Here is a 14,864-nt window from a genome sequence, read left to right as displayed (position 1 = left end):
AGAATGGGCTCATGCCCCGACCCCGCCGTTCCGCGCCGCGCCCTCGACCGACCGCACCCGACCCCGAGGTGGGACGTGAGGTCGAGCTCGAGATCGGCCCCGTCGCGCACGGCGGGCACTGCGTCGCGCGCCTCGACGGTCGCGTCGTCTTCGTGCGCCACACCCTGCCCGGCGAGCGCGTGCGCGCCCGGGTCACCGAGACCGGCAGCCGGTTCTGGCGCGCCGACGCCGTCGAGGTGCTCGAGGCGTCGCCGGACCGCGTGCCCTCCGCCTGGCCCGAGGCGGGCCCGGGCGGCGTGGGCGGTGGGGAGCTCGCCCACGTGGCGCTGCCCGCGCAGCGGCGCTGGAAGGCCGCCGTCCTCGCCGAGCAGCTGCAGCGCCTCGCCAAGCTCGAGCGCGACGTCGAGGTCGAGGCCGCGCCCGGCGACGACGAGCGTGGCGGCCTCGGCTACCGCACCCGCGTCGACCTCGTGGCCGACGCCGACGGACGGGCCGGGATGCGACGCTTCCGCTCGCACGACGTCGTGCCCCTCGACGGCATGCCGCTCGCGACCGAGGCGGTCGCGGCGCTCGCGGACGCCGAGGGCGTGTGGACCCGCCGCTGGCGCCCCGGCGCACGGCTCGAGCTCGTGGCGCCCGCGGACGGCGCGGACGCCCTCCTGCTCGTCGACGAGGTGCCGTGGCGTCGCGGCCGCGGGGACACCCGCCCCAACGCCCGACGTTCGGTCACCGAGGCCGTGCGGGCGGGCGGCGCCGAGCACCGCTACCGCGTGGCCGCCGACGGCTTCTGGCAGGTGCACCGGGCGGCGCCCGACCTGCTCGCCGGCGCGGTGCTCGACGGGGCGGGCGACCTCGACGGCGCGACGGTGCTCGACCTGTACTCCGGCGCGGGCCTGTTCACCGTGCCGCTCGCCGCGGCCGTTGGCGGCTCGGGCCGCGTCGTCGCCGTCGAGGGCGACGCCCGCGCGGTGAAGGACGCGCGCCGCAACGCCCACGACCTGGCGCAGGTCGAGCTGCACCTCGGCGCCGTGGACCGGGTCCTGGCGGACGGCGACGCGTCCGGCTCCGACGTGGGCGCCGCCGACGTCGTCGTGCTCGACCCGCCGCGCGCCGGCGCCGGCCGGTCCGTCGTCGACGCCGTCGCCGGCCGCGGCCCGCGCCGCGTGGTCTACGTGGCCTGCGACCCCGCGGCGCTCGCCCGCGACGTCGCGTACCTGGCGGGGCACGGGTACGAGCTCACCGGGCTGCGGGCCTTCGACCTATTCCCGATGACGCACCACGTGGAGGCCGTCGCCGTCCTGGACCGCTGACCGGGACCCCGCACCGAGCGGGGGTCAGGCCTGCCGGGCAGCCGTGGAGGCGAAGCCGAGCCACGTGTGCCGGTTGCGCCACCAGCACCACCCGACCTTGGGGGCGCCGCGGCGCGCGCTGCCGTCGCGGCCGGTGCCGTTCGAGATCCAGACGGCGGGCGTGCGCGCGTCGTAGGAGCCGTTCGGCCGCCGCAGCCGGGACCCGATCGTCATGAAGCAGAGGTTCCGGGCGAGCACGTCGGGGGACTGCAGCACCCAGTGGATCCCCTCCGCAAGAGTGAGCGGGCTGCGGCCACGCGCGGCGATCGCCGGCTGGGCCTCCTCGGGCGACCAGTTCGCCATGTCGTCGCCCCGGTCGGGGGTGGTGACGGCGTAGACGTCGGCGTTGGGGACGTCGACGCCGGGCACGGGCGCGAAGTCGTCCACGTCGGTCATGTCCACGACGACGAACCCCTCGCGCTCCACGCCGCGTCCGCGGACCGCCGTCGTGCGACGCAGGTGCCCGGCGAGGGCGGAGGGCGGCACGACGCGCGGGTGGACCACCAGCAGCGACCCTGCCACGGCCGTGCGCTCCAGCGCCGCGGCGGCGTCGCGCAACGCGGCGGGGGAGAGCACCTCCGGCGGCACGACGCCGCGCTCCAGGAGCAGCTCGGCCTGGGCCGTGAGCGGGGGCAGCGAGGGCAGGTCGTCGGCGTGGTCGGCGGTCGGGGTGCTGGCGTCGGACGGGGCGGCAGAGGTCGTGGTGCGCGACGGCATGGGCGTCCTTCCGGTCGGGGCAGCTGCACAACGCGCCGTCCACGGGAGTTGTTCCCGTGCGGCGTACGGCAATCGTCGGCAGGGAGCGGGCCGGGACCTGACACCGAGATATCTTGACGTCAAGATATATGGGCTATGCTGACCAGGTGCCCGGCGTACGCTGGGCGGAGCCCCCCAGAACCACGGCGTCGGAACCGTCGCGCCGCAGCGCGCACGGTGCCCTCGCCGGCCAGCCCCGCAGAAGGAGCCGCAGTGAGCAGCGTGGACACGTTCGGATCGAAGGGAACGCTGGAGGTCGGCGGGAAGGCCTACGAGATCTTCCGCCTCTCCGCCGTCGAGGGCGCCGAGCGCCTCCCGTACTCCCTGAAGATCCTCGCCGAGAACCTCCTGCGCACCGAGGACGGCGCCAACATCACCGCCGACCACGTGCGCGCCCTCGCGTCCTGGGACCCGGACGCCCAGCCCGACACGGAGATCCAGTTCACGCCCGCCCGCGTGATCATGCAGGACTTCACCGGCGTGCCCTGCGTCGTCGACCTCGCCACGATGCGTGAGGCCGTCGCGGAGCTCGGCGGCGACCCCAAGCGGATCAACCCGCTCGCCCCGGCCGAGATGGTCATCGACCACTCCGTGCAGATCGACGTCGCCGGCCGCGCCGACGCCTTCGCCCGCAACGTCGAGTTCGAGTACGAGCGCAACCACGAGCGCTACCAGTTCCTGCGCTGGGGCCAGACGGCGTTCGACGACTTCAAGGTCGTCCCCCCGGGCACCGGCATCGTGCACCAGGTCAACATCGAGTACCTGGCCCGCACGGTCATGACGCGCGAGGTCGACGGCGTGCTCCGCGCCTACCCCGACACCTGCGTCGGCACCGACTCGCACACCACGATGGTCAACGGCCTGGGCGTCCTGGGCTGGGGCGTCGGCGGCATCGAGGCCGAGGCGGCCATGCTGGGCCAGCCGGTGTCGATGCTCATCCCGCGCGTCGTCGGCTTCAAGCTGTCGGGCTCCATCCCGGCCGGCGTGACCGCGACCGACGTCGTCCTCACGATCACCCAGATGCTGCGCCAGCACGGCGTCGTCGGGAAGTTCGTCGAGTTCTACGGCGCGGGCGTCGCCCAGGTGCCGCTGGCCAACCGCGCCACGATCGGCAACATGAGCCCCGAGTTCGGCTCCACCGCCGCGATCTTCCCGATCGACGACGTCACCCTGGACTACCTGCGCCTCACCGGCCGCAGCGACGAGCAGCTCGCGCTCGTCGAGGCCTACGCCAAGGAGCAGGGCCTGTGGCTCGACCCGAGCTCGGAGTCGTACGTCGAGCCGAAGTTCTCGGAGTACCTCGAGCTGGACCTCGGCACGGTCGTGCCCTCGATCGCCGGCCCGAAGCGCCCGCAGGACCGCATCGAGCTCTCGCACGCCAAGGCCGCCTTCGGTCGCGACCTCCCGGTCTACGCGCCCGAGGTCACCGACGTCGTCGACGAGGCCGAGAAGGAGTCCTTCCCCGCCTCCGACTCGCCCGCGATCCACGCCAACGGCCGCCGCACGGTGCCCGTCACGGACAGCGAGGGCAAGCAGTTCGACCTCTTCCACGGCGCGGTCGCGATCGCGTCCATCACGTCGTGCACCAACACGTCGAACCCGTCGGTCATGCTCGCCGCGGCGCTCCTGGCCAAGAAGGCCGTGGAGAAGGGCCTCGTGTCCAAGCCGTGGGTCAAGACGTCGATGGCGCCCGGCTCGCAGGTCGTGACGAACTACTACGAGAAGGCCGGCCTCTGGCCCTACCTCGAGAAGCTCGGCTTCCACCTGGTCGGCTACGGCTGCGCCACCTGCATCGGCAACTCCGGCCCGCTGGACGAGAAGATCTCCGAGGCCGTCAACGAGCACGACCTCGCCGTCGTCTCGGTCCTCTCCGGCAACCGCAACTTCGAGGGCCGCATCAACCCCGACGTGAAGATGAACTACCTGGCGTCCCCGCCGCTGGTCATCGCCTACGCGCTCGCGGGCACGATGGAGTTCGACTTCGAGACGGACCCGCTGGGCCGCGACGAGGCCGGCAACCCGGTCTTCCTGCGTGACATCTGGCCCTCCCCGGAGGAGGTCCAGGCCACGATCGACGCCTCGATCGACCGCGACATGTTCACCAAGGACTACGCGGACGTCTTCACCGGTGACGAGCGCTGGCGCGCGCTCGAGACCCCGGAGGGTGACACGTTCTCCTGGGACGGCGAGTCCACCTACGTGCGCAAGCCCCCGTACTTCGAGGGCATGGGCGCCGAGCCGGCGCCGGTCGCCGACATCTCCGGCGCGCGCGTGCTGGCGAAGCTGGGCGACTCGGTCACGACCGACCACATCTCGCCCGCAGGCTCCATCAAGGCGGACAGCCCGGCCGGCAAGTACCTCGCCGAGCACGGCGTGGGCCGCCGCGACTTCAACAGCTACGGCTCGCGCCGCGGCAACCACGAGGTCATGATCCGCGGCACGTTCGCAAACATCCGCCTCAAGAACCAGCTCCTGGACGGCGTCGAGGGCGGCTACACGTTCAACTTCGTGAAGAACGCCCAGGACACCATCTACGACGCGGCGCAGGACTACGCGGCGCAGGGCACCCCGCTGGTCGTGCTCGGTGGCAAGGAGTACGGCTCCGGCTCGTCGCGCGACTGGGCGGCCAAGGGCACCGCGCTGCTGGGCGTCAAGGCCGTCATCACCGAGTCGTTCGAGCGCATCCACCGCTCCAACCTCATCGGCATGGGCGTGCTGCCGCTGCAGTTCCCGGCCGGCGAGAACGCGGAGTCCCTCGGCCTCGACGGCACGGAGACGTTCGACATCGCGGGCATCGCCGCGCTGAACGACGGCGCCACCCCGGAGACGGTCAAGGTCACCGCCACCAAGGCCGACGGCACGTCCGTCGAGTTCGACGCCGTGGTGCGGATCGACACGCCCGGTGAGGCGGACTACTACCGCAACGGCGGCATCCTGCAGTACGTGCTTCGGCAACTTGTCGGTAGCAAGTGATCTGCTCGGATTTGAGGCTGTCGGGCTGCTCGAGCCGCATGCTTCGATAGCGGCTCTAGAGTCCCGCTGAGCGCGCCCCGTCAGGCTTCGGCCTGGCGGGGCGCGCTCGTGTCGCCACATACCTCTGTTCATCAAACCGAATCGCCCCCGCTCGGTCGTAACCGACGATCGTGCACGTTCCCGGGGATCTCGGCCGCCCAGGTCTGAACATGGACGAGAGGTTCAGGCGTCGGCTAACGACCGGTTCCTGAACCTCGGCCGTAGTTGCCGGGCCCATGCCCCAGAATCGCTCCATGGCGATCGCGAAGTTCCCCGTGGACATGGCTCAAACGGTCGGCAGGTTCTGGGTGGCCGGGCCCGTGCCCGCTACCAGGTCGGACGGCTTCTGCAAGGTCGACTCCAGCGGGATCTCCATCGAGGTCGCGGAACCGCTGACTCCCGGGTTCGACACCGTGCCCGTGGCCAACGGCGTGGCTATCAGGCAGGCACCGGAGCCCGAGGACCTTGTCGTCCACGGCACCATCCCGTTCGCGCCGAAAGAGCTGACCTTCTTCAGCGCGTGGACGGCGACCCGTCATGGGACGAGTTTCCGGTTCGGCGATGTCCAGGACGAGGGCACGCAGCTGCATCGCCTGCTCGCGGACTGGTGCATCGTAGGCGCGCACGTCCCGTCGCCGTCTACGACGTTCGAGGCGTTCCGGATCCGTCTCACCCACCTGGAGCTCTGGGCGGGCCTCACCGGCATGGACACTCGAATCAAGCGCGACAAACCGATCCAGGTCTCGATGAGCTTCGAGCCCCCGGGGGACATCACGGTCCCATTCGTCGAGTTCGACGAGGACGCCACCCTGCGCCTCAGCACCGTTGGGACTGTGCCGGGCCCGAACGTCTGGGGCGGGCGCATCCGCACGAAGAACCTGCTCGCCGTCGAAGGCTTGTCCGGCTGGACGCTGGCGGCGATGTTCGACAGGTTCATCTATCCAGTCCAGGCGCTCATGACGATCCTCGCGGGGGAGCGGTGCGAGATCCTCGACGTCGAGGTCAAGGTCGGGGAGAGGTGGTGCGCCGTCTTCGGCGACGCCGTGAAGAGCCAGGCCGAGCGGCCGACCGACGACCGGGCGCAGATGCTCCTCACCCGCGAGAGCCTCCCGCTCGAGACGATCGCCGCCTGGTGCCGCACCAGCGCATTGCTGACCCCGACCCCGCAGGTGATCTCCGCGGCCATGTCCGGCGCGTTCCAGACCGTCGACGCCGAAGCCTTGGCCCTGACGACGACCGCCGAGGGCATGGACGCCACGCTCTACCCGGACTCACGTCGGTTCTCCAACGAGGATGTCGAGGCCGCGAAGCGAGCCCTGAGGAAGTCCGAGGTCCCGCTGGCGGTGCGCAACGAGCTCTCGTCGGCGCTCGGGACCTACCTCTACAAGGACAGCTACCCCATCCGGATGAAGCGCCTCGCCACCGAGGTCATCGCTGCATCGTCTGGATGCGTTGGCGACCCGGACCGGTGGAAGGACGCGATGCGTCGCCTGCGCAACGATCTGGCCCACTCCAACCGCGACGCCGACGCAGACGCTGAGGAGCGGCATCTGGCGATGTACGCAACGAGCCGAAGTCTGCGATGGGCGCTGCAGATCCGGCTTCTCCAGCATGCCGGAGTGCCGCCCGAGGTGCTCTCATCTGCACTGTCCGCGTCCAAGAGGTTCGCCCGCGACGCGGAGTTGTGGCGCGGGCTCTTCGAGGGGGACGATCACGAGGAGGCATGACCCCGCGTGCAGAGGAAGGCGAAGTTCGCGAACTTCTTGCCTGCCCTGATGCCCATGGTGCTGTACTCGCCGGTCGCATCATCGGAGTCCGTCGACGCGATCCCGTCGATCCCGCCCTCCACTGCGAGCTACGTGTCGGTCACGCAGATGTGCTCAGTCCTCGCGACGCCCTCGATGTAGCCGCCGTTGAAGGCAGTCGAAGGCCGACAGCGAACCTTGACTAGCGCTCCGCGACCACTGCGGCAAGTTTCTGGAGGCTACAGTTCATGCCGCAACGGTCGCCGCCGGACGGTGAGACTGATCCGAACCCCATGGCTCCGCCGGCACGCGCTGTACGCACAGCCGACGGCTGCTGTGCGGTTGCCTCACCGTGCTCGACCCGCCACCCCGCGCCTGCCTTCGTGATGCGGGTCGGCCGTGGCCAGGGTGTGGGCCGCGGGCCGTGCATCAGCGGCCGCTTCGACGCGGCCTGGTCCGTCGGCTCCGACGGGTGGCCATGCCGACGGGGGATGTCGGTGGCCAGTAAAACTGCAGCGGCTCATCGTCGCCCACGCCAAGGTCCGTTACCGTCCATCCCCTGCTGGCCCTCCGTCGGATGCCTGTATCTCACCGCGTCGAGCGCGCACCGAGCATGAAGAGCGAGTATCGAAGCGCGCCCCATCTGTCGGTCGTCGCTGGCAGGATGTGTCCGTGGCGCGCATACAGCTTGAGGCTGGCAACGACCTCGTCCAGAGGCTCGCGCACGAGAACGATCCGATCAAGGCGGTCATCGAGCTCGTGTGGAACGGCCTGGACGCCGATGCTCATGAGGTCGTGGTCACGCTTCACCGCAACGATGCCGGCGGCGTGATCGGTGCCGAAGTCGTGGACGACGGTCATGGGATGGCCCCCGAGGAGTTGGTGTCCGCGTTCCGGTGGGTCGGCAATTCCTGGAAGTCGGTGAGCGGTCGGAGCAAGGGCGAGGGGCGTCCGCTGCACGGCCGCCTCGGCCAGGGTCGCTTGCGGGCCTTCGCGCTCGGTTCCCGGATCATCTGGGACACCGTGGCAGACAGCGTTGACGGCAAGCGCCTGCGGTCGGTCGTCCGCGCGTCCTCCAGCGCTCGGAACGACGTGGACATTTCGGATCCGGAGAGCACCGACGCGAAGACGGGGACGCGCTTCACCGCCGAGGGGCGAGAGGGACTCGACCGCCTCGATGCCGACAAGGCCCGCGACCGGCTGACGGCCACGTTCGCCCCCTACCTCATTGCCCGCCCCGACGTCGCGGTCGTCTATGACGGCGCGCGAGTTCAACCCGGGGACAGCATCGAGGGCGACACCGCGTACGAAATCGAGTGGTGGCACGAGGGCGTGGCGCGGAAGGCGACGCTCCGGATCATCGAGTGGAAGCAGGGGAGCGAGCGGGCGATCCACCTGTGCGACGGTTCGGGCGTCCCCATCGACGCGCTCGACAGAGCGCCCGCACCAGACTTCCGGTACTCCGCGTACGTGCTCTGGGACGACATGCCTGAGCACCACAACGAGTGGATCCTGGCCCGGATGGAGACCACGCCGTCGGTGCTCGGGGCGTTGCTCGCCGAGGTCGACCGCGTTCTGGAACGGCACTTCGACGACCGGCGCGCCCAGCGACGCCGGGAGCTCGTGGAGGAGTGGAAGGCCGGCAGCGTCTATCCGTACGAGGGCGAGCCGTCGACCGAGGAGGAGAAGGTCGAGCGCGCGACCTTCGACGTCGTCGCCACCTCGATCCGTAGGCACATCCCGAGCGGGCGGCAGCAGAAGAAGCTGACGCTGGGGCTCTTGCGCGAATCCATCCAGCAGCGTCCGAGCGATGTGTCTGCCCTTCTGGACCAGTACGTCGGACTCGCGGCCGACGAGCGAGACCAGCTCGAGCACCTCCTCAAGCGGACCAGCCTCTCCCGCGTGATCCAGGCATCGAGCAACGTCACGAACCGCCTCGAGTTCCTGCGCGCGCTCGAGCTGATGGTCTTCGACCCCGAGACCAACAAGATGATCGGAGAACGGGCACATCTGCACCGCATCCTGGAGAGCGAGCTCTGGGTCTTCGGTGAGCAGTACAACCTCATGATCAGCGAGCGTGGCCTGACCGCCGCTCTGGATCGGCATCTGGAGATCCTCGGCGACGCTCGGACCGATGCCGCTCCAGTGAAGCAAATCGACGGCAGGTCCGGCCGGCTGGACCTCCTGCTTTCGGCATCGGCGACCGAGCACGACCGCAACCGCCACCTCGTCATCGAGCTCAAGGCACCCAAGGTCGTCGCAGGGCAGAAGGAGCTCGCCCAGATCAAGGCCTACGCGATGGCCGTGGCCGAGGATCCTCGATTCGCGAGCAGCACTACGGAGTGGGATTTCTGGCTCGTCACGGGCGAGGTCGAGAGGAGCGTACGGCACGAGGCGCACCAGCGAGGGAAGGAGCGCGGGCTGGTGATGGAGCCCGAGCTCCCGGACGCACCGGGGGCGCGAGTCCGCGTGTGGGTGCGCGACTGGGGGCAGATCATCGACGACGCGAGGCGGCGGCTGGACTACTTTCAGAAGAGCCTCCAGCACGACCCGTCGCTCGACGACGCGCGTGACTACCTCCGCCGGAACCACGGCGACGTCATCCCGGAGGGCCTGCTGGCAGATGGCGAGGGGCCGACCACGAAAGACCCGGCGGCGTGACCTCGCGGCCTTCGTGCAACCCGCGATTGGAGCCAGCCGAAAGTCCCAGTGGGCACCCGCTGTGCGGGGCGATGGAGCGGCCGATCGACTTCTCGCGCGACCGGCGCATGCTCTGCGGGAGCTGCGGCCACGCGTTCCTCGTCGACCTGGAGTGGATTGACCGCTGGGCGCAGGCGGGAGAGATTTGCACTGGCTAATTTGCCTCGGCGATCAGGTTCGACGAGGGCGACGATTCAGGACAGTGGGCGCGCAGGGCGGGCTGCATGCTCGCCTTGGTCCTGGATCCAGGTCAGCTGCTGATTGCGCTCGACAAGGCTGAGCGAAGGACAGGTCTGTGACCAGAGGACCGGGCAGCGCCGCCTGCTGAAATCAGGATTTCGAACGACGCCAGGGTGCATCGGGATCAGCGAGCGTCTCGAGCATGAGCTGGCACCAGACCTGCGCCGCGCCGACGACCAGGCGGGCGTGTCGAGGGCGTACCCACCTCGGCACCTCCTCGGCTCCGTGGTCGATGCCGATGCTATTCCTGAGCTCGGTCACGCTTTGGGTGAGAGTGACCAGGGACTGCAGTGCCTGGCGGAGCGCGCGGTCCTCGTCGCTCACTGACTTGGGGGCGAGGCCGAGCGACTCTTGGGCGGCGTTGACCAGGGCAGGAACCCTCGCCGTGCGGGCGTAGCTCTGCCCGCGGGCGGTGAGCACGCACTTGGCGGTCGACTCGATCAGGGCCTTGGCGGTGCTCACAGCGAGCCGAGGATCGGTGTCGACGCTGTCGCCGAGCCTGTGCAGGTGATCTTGGATGGACTGCGGATCGGGGAGGGCGTTGAGTGCGTGCTCGGTCAGGCGCGCTCCGGCCGCGGCTCCGTTGAGTCGCACGGTGCCGGTGACCTCGTCGACGTCGAAGCCGTCCTCCCGCAAGATCCGGATCCACTTGTCGCGCAGACGATCGTTGTTGTCCCAGCCGGTCGCGCTGCTGTGGATGATCTTCTGCAGCACGTCGCTGAAGACGGCGGTGAGCCGTCGCGCGTCGGCGGCGTCGTCCAGGTTGAGCGGCACGAGATATCGGCGCATGAGTTCTCGTCGGACGCTCTCATCGTTCTCGCGCGGCTGCGGAGGGCCGAGGGCGATGCCTCGGTCATCGAACAGCGCGTTGATCTCGCGCATCGACGTCCCGGTCAGCTCGTCCGAGAGCAACCGCATCACTCGCGGGGTGAAGGTTCCCATGGGATCTCCTTGCGCGTGGGTCAGGGCCGTTCGACGACCGCGCCGACAGAGTCATCTCGCAGCCGGAGCTCCGGCAGACGCTCTCGAGTGTCTCGCGAGCGTGCCCCCCGTCATACTTCGGCCTGGCAGGGAGTGCTCGTGGTGTCGCGTTCCCTCTGATGTCATGTGGTGGGGGATCGCCAGATGTGGGGCGCACCCGGCTCAATGAGGTCATCGTGACAGCGCCGCCTGAACCGCGAGCGACCCAGAGGATGCCGCTGGCAGCACCATTCGGAGTATGGCGACGATCCGATCGACCTGCGCTGGCGAAAGGGGCGGCGCGCCGAGTGCCTTAGAAGCTCCCGCTTCTCGGAGGTCCTTGAGCACCGATGGTGGTACTGGACGGTGCCCGCTGCGGGGCCGGGGTGAGAGGGCACCAACGAGTCGGGGTGCGTTCGCGATCGGGCGGGCTAGCACTTCGGACGGCGCTTGCGCCACGGGCACGTCGCGGGCCGTATCCTCGCGCGTCAACTCTCGGAACGTGGCGGGCTCGATTCCTGGGTTGGCGGTCATGCGCCGTGGCGGTGGTCTCTCATGCGATGCGATCAAGTAGCGCAGGCGAGTCCGAACGGGCCGTGTGAGCGGAGACCCGGCGCGCTGTCGATGTGACTCATCGTCCGTGGACCGATAGTCAGCGTAGCGAAACGTTTGAGACCTGCCTATCCCCGAGCATCGCCGTGCCTTCGGCGGTCGACTCCGGGAACTGCGCCACGAGGGAGGTTGGGCGTCTCAAGAGGAGTTCGCTCACCACGTCGAACTCGATCGGACGTACATCGGCGGTCTCGAGCAAGGCGTTCGCAACCCACCCTCGACGTCATCGTGAAGCTCGCCCGGGGGCTCGATGTGGCCCCGGCGGAACTGCTGTCGACCGTCGAGAAGTAGTCGGCTGCGACGTCCACGCGTCTACCCGATGCGGGACCCGATTCATCACCATCGCGCTGGCCCGCAGCTGTCTGAGCCGACCGAAGGCTTCGTGACTGGCTGGCGGGCGTGCGCGCGGGGGTGGATCCGCCTCAACTACCGCGATGGAAGCACGTCGTCTTAGACGCTTCACGTAGTGCGCGGTATTACCGCTTGGTGCCGCAGCATGGGCTTCTGACCTGGGGTTTTGTGTGGGCGGGGAGGTAGGCATCGCCGTCGGACGACCAGAACTGCAGTACGTGCTGACGCGTCGTCCTGGGGGTCAGCGCCGCGCGAGCCAGTCCCGGTGGTGCACGACGCCGAGCCGGGCGCCAGGGCCGGGCAGCAGCTCGTCGCCGGTCACGATGGCCCCGAAGTACGTCGCGTCGGGGTCGACGACGACGGGCCGCGGGTCGCCGAGCGCCGCCAGGCCGGCGGCGACGAACGCGGGCAGCCGCATCGACTCGGGGCCCGCGAGCTCGTGCGTCGCGCCGGACGGCCCGCCCTCGACGACGCGCAGTAGCTCGGCCGCGACGTCGTCCTCGGCGACGGGCTGGTCCGCGACGTCGGGCAGGCGCACCTCGGGGCCCGAGGGCCCGTCGTGGGTGGCGGCGTCCGCGATCCCGGTCGCGAAGCCGAAGAACTGCGTGGCGGCCAGCACGGTGAACGGACGCCCGGACCGGGCGACGAGGTCCTCCTGCGCGACCTTGGCCTGCAGGAAGCCCGCTCCCGGCAGGCGGCGCGCCCCGACGACCGACAGCAGCACGTGGTGGCCGATTCCGGCGCGCTCGCCCGCGTCGAGCAGGACCCGCGTCCCGGTGGCGAAGAACGCCCGGGCGTCGGCCGGCGCCATCGAGGGGGAGCGCGACACGTCGACCACGGCGTCGGCGCCGGCGAGGGCCGCGTCGACGCCCATCCCGGTCAGGACGTCGACCCCCGTCCGTCGGGACGCGGCCACCGCGTCGTCGCCCCGCGACCGCAGCAGCGCGACCAGGCGCGCCCCGATCCGTCCCGCACCGCCGACCACGACAACCCGCACCGCCCACCTCCACAGAGCCCGGCGGGCTCGTGCCCGCCTCGGCTCACCGTCTCACGGTCGCGGGTCGCGACGCCGTGACGTGGGCGACGACGGCCGCCACGACGGCGGGGTCGTCGAGCACCCGGTTGTGCCCGAGCCCGCGGGTGGTGAGGAGCTCGCTCCCGGGCACCGCCGCGTGCAGGAGCGGCGCGCCCGCCGGCAGCGACATGCGGTCGTCGTCGTCCTGGACGAAGAGCGTCGCGACGCCCTCCGGGACGGGGTGCGCGAGGAGGTCGATCCGCGCGCGGACGTCGCGCACGTCGCCGGGGAAGGTGCGTTCGACGTGCTGGCAGAAGCGCTCGTGCAGCGCGGCGGGCATCCCGACCAGGCGCAGGAAGGACTCGGCGATCGCGTCGAAGCCCGTCATGGCCGCCACGGAGACGAAACGGTCGACGGGCAGGCCGTCGGCCAGGGTGAGCCCGGCGGCGAGGGCCCCGAGGGAATGCCCGACGACGGCGGTGAAGGGCCCCTCGGCGTCGTGGACGGCGCGGATCGCGGCCTGGTGCTCGAGGGCGGACATGCGTCGCCCGCTGGAGTCGCCGTGGGCGACGCCGTCGAACGCGACCACGCCCAAGCCGGCGGCCTCGAGGGCGTCGACGAGCCCCGCGAACCGGGCGGCCCGGCTCTTCCAGCCGTGGACGAGGAGCACGGCGGGCGCGCGGCGGTCGCCCCAGCGGTAGGTGACGACGCGCTCGCCGTCGACGTCGACCGCGCCCCGGCGGGAGCGCTCGTGCACACCGCGGTCGGCAGGCCGGACCGCGGCCGGCGGCCCGACGTACCAGAACGCGCGGGCGGCCGCCCGGACGGCGAGCGGGGGAGCGACAGCGGACAGGGCGCGCAGTCCGGTGCTGACGGGGGCGGGGACGTAGGGCACGACGGCCTCCAGGCGAGGGCGGTGAGATATCTGTACGAACGTTCGCACAGTAACACTGAACGAACGGTCGTACACTCAACTCGTGACCACCGAGACGCCCCTCACGCCGACCACCCCGCACGACGGGCCCACCGACGGCCGCCGCGTGCGCGGGGACCGGTCGCGCCGGGCGGTCCTCGACCTCGCCGTCCAGGACGCGTCCGTCCGGGGGCTCGAGGCGCTCACCCTCGGCTCGCTCGCCGCGCGGCTGCCGGTCAACAAGAGCGGGATCGCCGGGCTGTTCGGGGGCAAGGAAGGGCTGCAGCTCGCCGCCGTGGAGCACGCCCGGGGCATGTTCGTCGAGGCGGTCGTCGAGCCCGCCCGGCAGGCGGCGCCCGGCCTGGCCCGGCTGTGGTCGCTGGTGCGGCACTGGACGGACTACTCCCGCCGCCGGGTGTTCGCGGGCGGGTGCTTCTTCCGGACGGTCGAGGTCGAGTTCGACACCCGGGACGGGGACGTGCACGACGCGGTCGTCACGGCCCACCGTGACTGGACGTCCTACCTGCGCCGGCACGCGGAGCTCGCCGTGGAGGCGGGGGAGCTCGGGGACGGCACCGACGTCGACCAGCTCGCCTTCGAGATCACCGCGATGCTCAACGCGGCCAACGACGGCTCGCTGCTGCTCGGCGACGACGCCGTCTACGACCGTGCCCTCGCGGCCGTGCGGGGCGCGCTCGAGGCTCACGGGGCCGACCCGGCAGCGCTCGCCGCCGGCTGACCGTCACCGTCACCGGGGCGAGGGTTCGCCGCCCTCGCGCGCCCGCAGCCCGTACGTCCCCGCGGTGAGCGCGGCGTACGACGCGGCGACGATCTCCTCCAGGACGTCGAGGTCCACCTGCGCGAGGTCCTTGAGGTACAGGCACCCCACGCCCGTCGTGTGCGGCCCGAGGCGCGCCAGCGCGTCGGCGTGCGCGTCCACGCCGTCGGACAGGTAGACGACGCTCGCGGCCGCCCGCGGGGAGAACCCGGCCGCCGCGGCGTGGCCGGTCCGGCCGCTCGCGTACGCGTACCGGTACTCGCCGAACCCCACGATCGACGCGCCGAACATCCGCGCGGGCTGGCCGGTGGCACGCTCCATCAGGGCGAGCAGGGTCTCGGCGTCCCGCTGGCGCGCGGGGCGCGCCACGGCGGCGACGAACGCGCGGGGGTCGGCGTCGGTCCAGGTGGTCTGCTGCGCGTCGCGGGCCATG

At 71.0% G+C, this 14,864-nt stretch carries 11 protein-coding genes; 6 read left to right on the top strand and 5 right to left on the bottom strand.

What is annotated here, in order from left to right; all coding sequences use genetic code 11:
* Positions 1 to 11 precede the first annotated feature (11 nt).
* Positions 12 to 1,310 carry a class I SAM-dependent RNA methyltransferase gene (locus ACQP60_RS06965; protein WP_429729789.1) on the top strand — a complete coding sequence of 433 codons (1,299 nt, stop codon included), beginning with the start codon at positions 12 to 14 and terminating at the stop codon, positions 1,308 to 1,310.
* Positions 1,311 to 1,334: 24 nt separating this feature from the next.
* Here the strand turns inward: ACQP60_RS06965 and ACQP60_RS06960 are convergent, their stop codons facing one another.
* Entirely contained in the window at positions 1,335 to 2,066 is a 732-nt protein-coding gene (locus ACQP60_RS06960) for a DUF5701 family protein (RefSeq protein ID WP_429729787.1), read from the bottom strand.
* A gap of 252 nt (positions 2,067 to 2,318) precedes the next feature.
* Between ACQP60_RS06960 and acnA the strand changes: the two genes are divergently transcribed.
* The 3 genes from acnA (at position 2,319) to ACQP60_RS06945 (ending at position 9,523) form a co-directional block, all read left to right on the top strand.
* Entirely contained in the window at positions 2,319 to 5,078 is a 2,760-nt protein-coding gene (gene acnA, locus ACQP60_RS06955) for an aconitate hydratase AcnA (RefSeq protein ID WP_429729784.1), read from the top strand.
* Between the two features lie 293 nt (positions 5,079 to 5,371).
* Positions 5,372 to 6,844 (top strand): ApeA N-terminal domain 1-containing protein, encoded by a 1,473-nt coding sequence (locus tag ACQP60_RS06950; protein WP_429729781.1) that lies wholly within the window; start codon positions 5,372 to 5,374, stop codon positions 6,842 to 6,844.
* A 690-nt stretch (positions 6,845 to 7,534) separates the two neighbouring features.
* Positions 7,535 to 9,523 (top strand): ATP-binding protein, encoded by a 1,989-nt coding sequence (locus ACQP60_RS06945; RefSeq protein WP_429729778.1) that lies wholly within the window; start codon positions 7,535 to 7,537, stop codon positions 9,521 to 9,523.
* 369 nt (positions 9,524 to 9,892) lie between these two features.
* On the opposite strand, the gene ACQP60_RS06940 is transcribed toward ACQP60_RS06945, so the two are convergent.
* Complete coding sequence (locus ACQP60_RS06940; protein ID WP_429729775.1) at positions 9,893 to 10,744, bottom strand: abortive infection family protein; 852 nt, start codon at positions 10,742 to 10,744, stop codon at positions 9,893 to 9,895.
* A 694-nt stretch (positions 10,745 to 11,438) separates the two neighbouring features.
* Between ACQP60_RS06940 and ACQP60_RS06935 the strand changes: the two genes are divergently transcribed.
* Positions 11,439 to 11,606: a helix-turn-helix domain-containing protein gene (locus ACQP60_RS06935; protein WP_429729995.1), complete on the top strand. Its 168-nt coding sequence runs from the start codon at positions 11,439 to 11,441 to the stop codon at positions 11,604 to 11,606.
* Positions 11,607 to 11,966: 360 nt separating this feature from the next.
* On the opposite strand, the gene ACQP60_RS06930 is transcribed toward ACQP60_RS06935, so the two are convergent.
* Both ACQP60_RS06930 and ACQP60_RS06925 read right to left on the bottom strand, forming a co-directional pair.
* Positions 11,967 to 12,722: an SDR family oxidoreductase gene (locus tag ACQP60_RS06930; protein WP_429729772.1), complete on the bottom strand. Its 756-nt coding sequence runs from the start codon at positions 12,720 to 12,722 to the stop codon at positions 11,967 to 11,969.
* A 43-nt stretch (positions 12,723 to 12,765) separates the two neighbouring features.
* A complete protein-coding gene (locus tag ACQP60_RS06925; RefSeq protein WP_429729769.1) occupies positions 12,766 to 13,635 on the bottom strand; it encodes an alpha/beta fold hydrolase in 870 nt (289 codons plus the stop codon).
* A gap of 82 nt (positions 13,636 to 13,717) precedes the next feature.
* Between ACQP60_RS06925 and ACQP60_RS06920 the strand changes: the two genes are divergently transcribed.
* Positions 13,718 to 14,392 carry a TetR/AcrR family transcriptional regulator gene (locus ACQP60_RS06920; protein ID WP_429729766.1) on the top strand — a complete coding sequence of 225 codons (675 nt, stop codon included), beginning with the start codon at positions 13,718 to 13,720 and terminating at the stop codon, positions 14,390 to 14,392.
* Between the two features lie 9 nt (positions 14,393 to 14,401).
* Here the strand turns inward: ACQP60_RS06920 and ACQP60_RS06915 are convergent, their stop codons facing one another.
* Positions 14,402 to 14,863 carry a DUF1801 domain-containing protein gene (locus tag ACQP60_RS06915; protein ID WP_429729763.1) on the bottom strand — a complete coding sequence of 154 codons (462 nt, stop codon included), beginning with the start codon at positions 14,861 to 14,863 and terminating at the stop codon, positions 14,402 to 14,404.
* Position 14,864: the final 1 nt, after the last annotated feature.

It is taken from the genome of Isoptericola variabilis, from assembly GCF_050311655.1.
GTDB classification, from domain to species: domain Bacteria; phylum Actinomycetota; class Actinomycetes; order Actinomycetales; family Cellulomonadaceae; genus Isoptericola; species Isoptericola variabilis.
This window is presented reverse-complemented; position numbering and strand designations above follow the sequence as displayed.

Excerpts from the sequence above, each read along its gene's own strand:
- ACQP60_RS06915 (WP_429729763.1), bottom strand. The coding sequence starts at position 14,863 with ATGGCCCGCGACGCGCAGCAGACCACCTGGACCGACGCCGACCCCCGC.
- ACQP60_RS06940 (WP_429729775.1), bottom strand. The coding sequence starts at position 10,744 with ATGGGAACCTTCACCCCGCGAGTGATGCGGTTGCTCTCGGACGAGCTG.
- ACQP60_RS06965 (WP_429729789.1), top strand. The coding sequence starts at position 12 with ATGCCCCGACCCCGCCGTTCCGCGCCGCGCCCTCGACCGACCGCACCC.
- ACQP60_RS06950 (WP_429729781.1), top strand. The coding sequence starts at position 5,372 with ATGGCGATCGCGAAGTTCCCCGTGGACATGGCTCAAACGGTCGGCAGG.
- ACQP60_RS06960 (WP_429729787.1), bottom strand. The coding sequence starts at position 2,066 with ATGCCGTCGCGCACCACGACCTCTGCCGCCCCGTCCGACGCCAGCACC.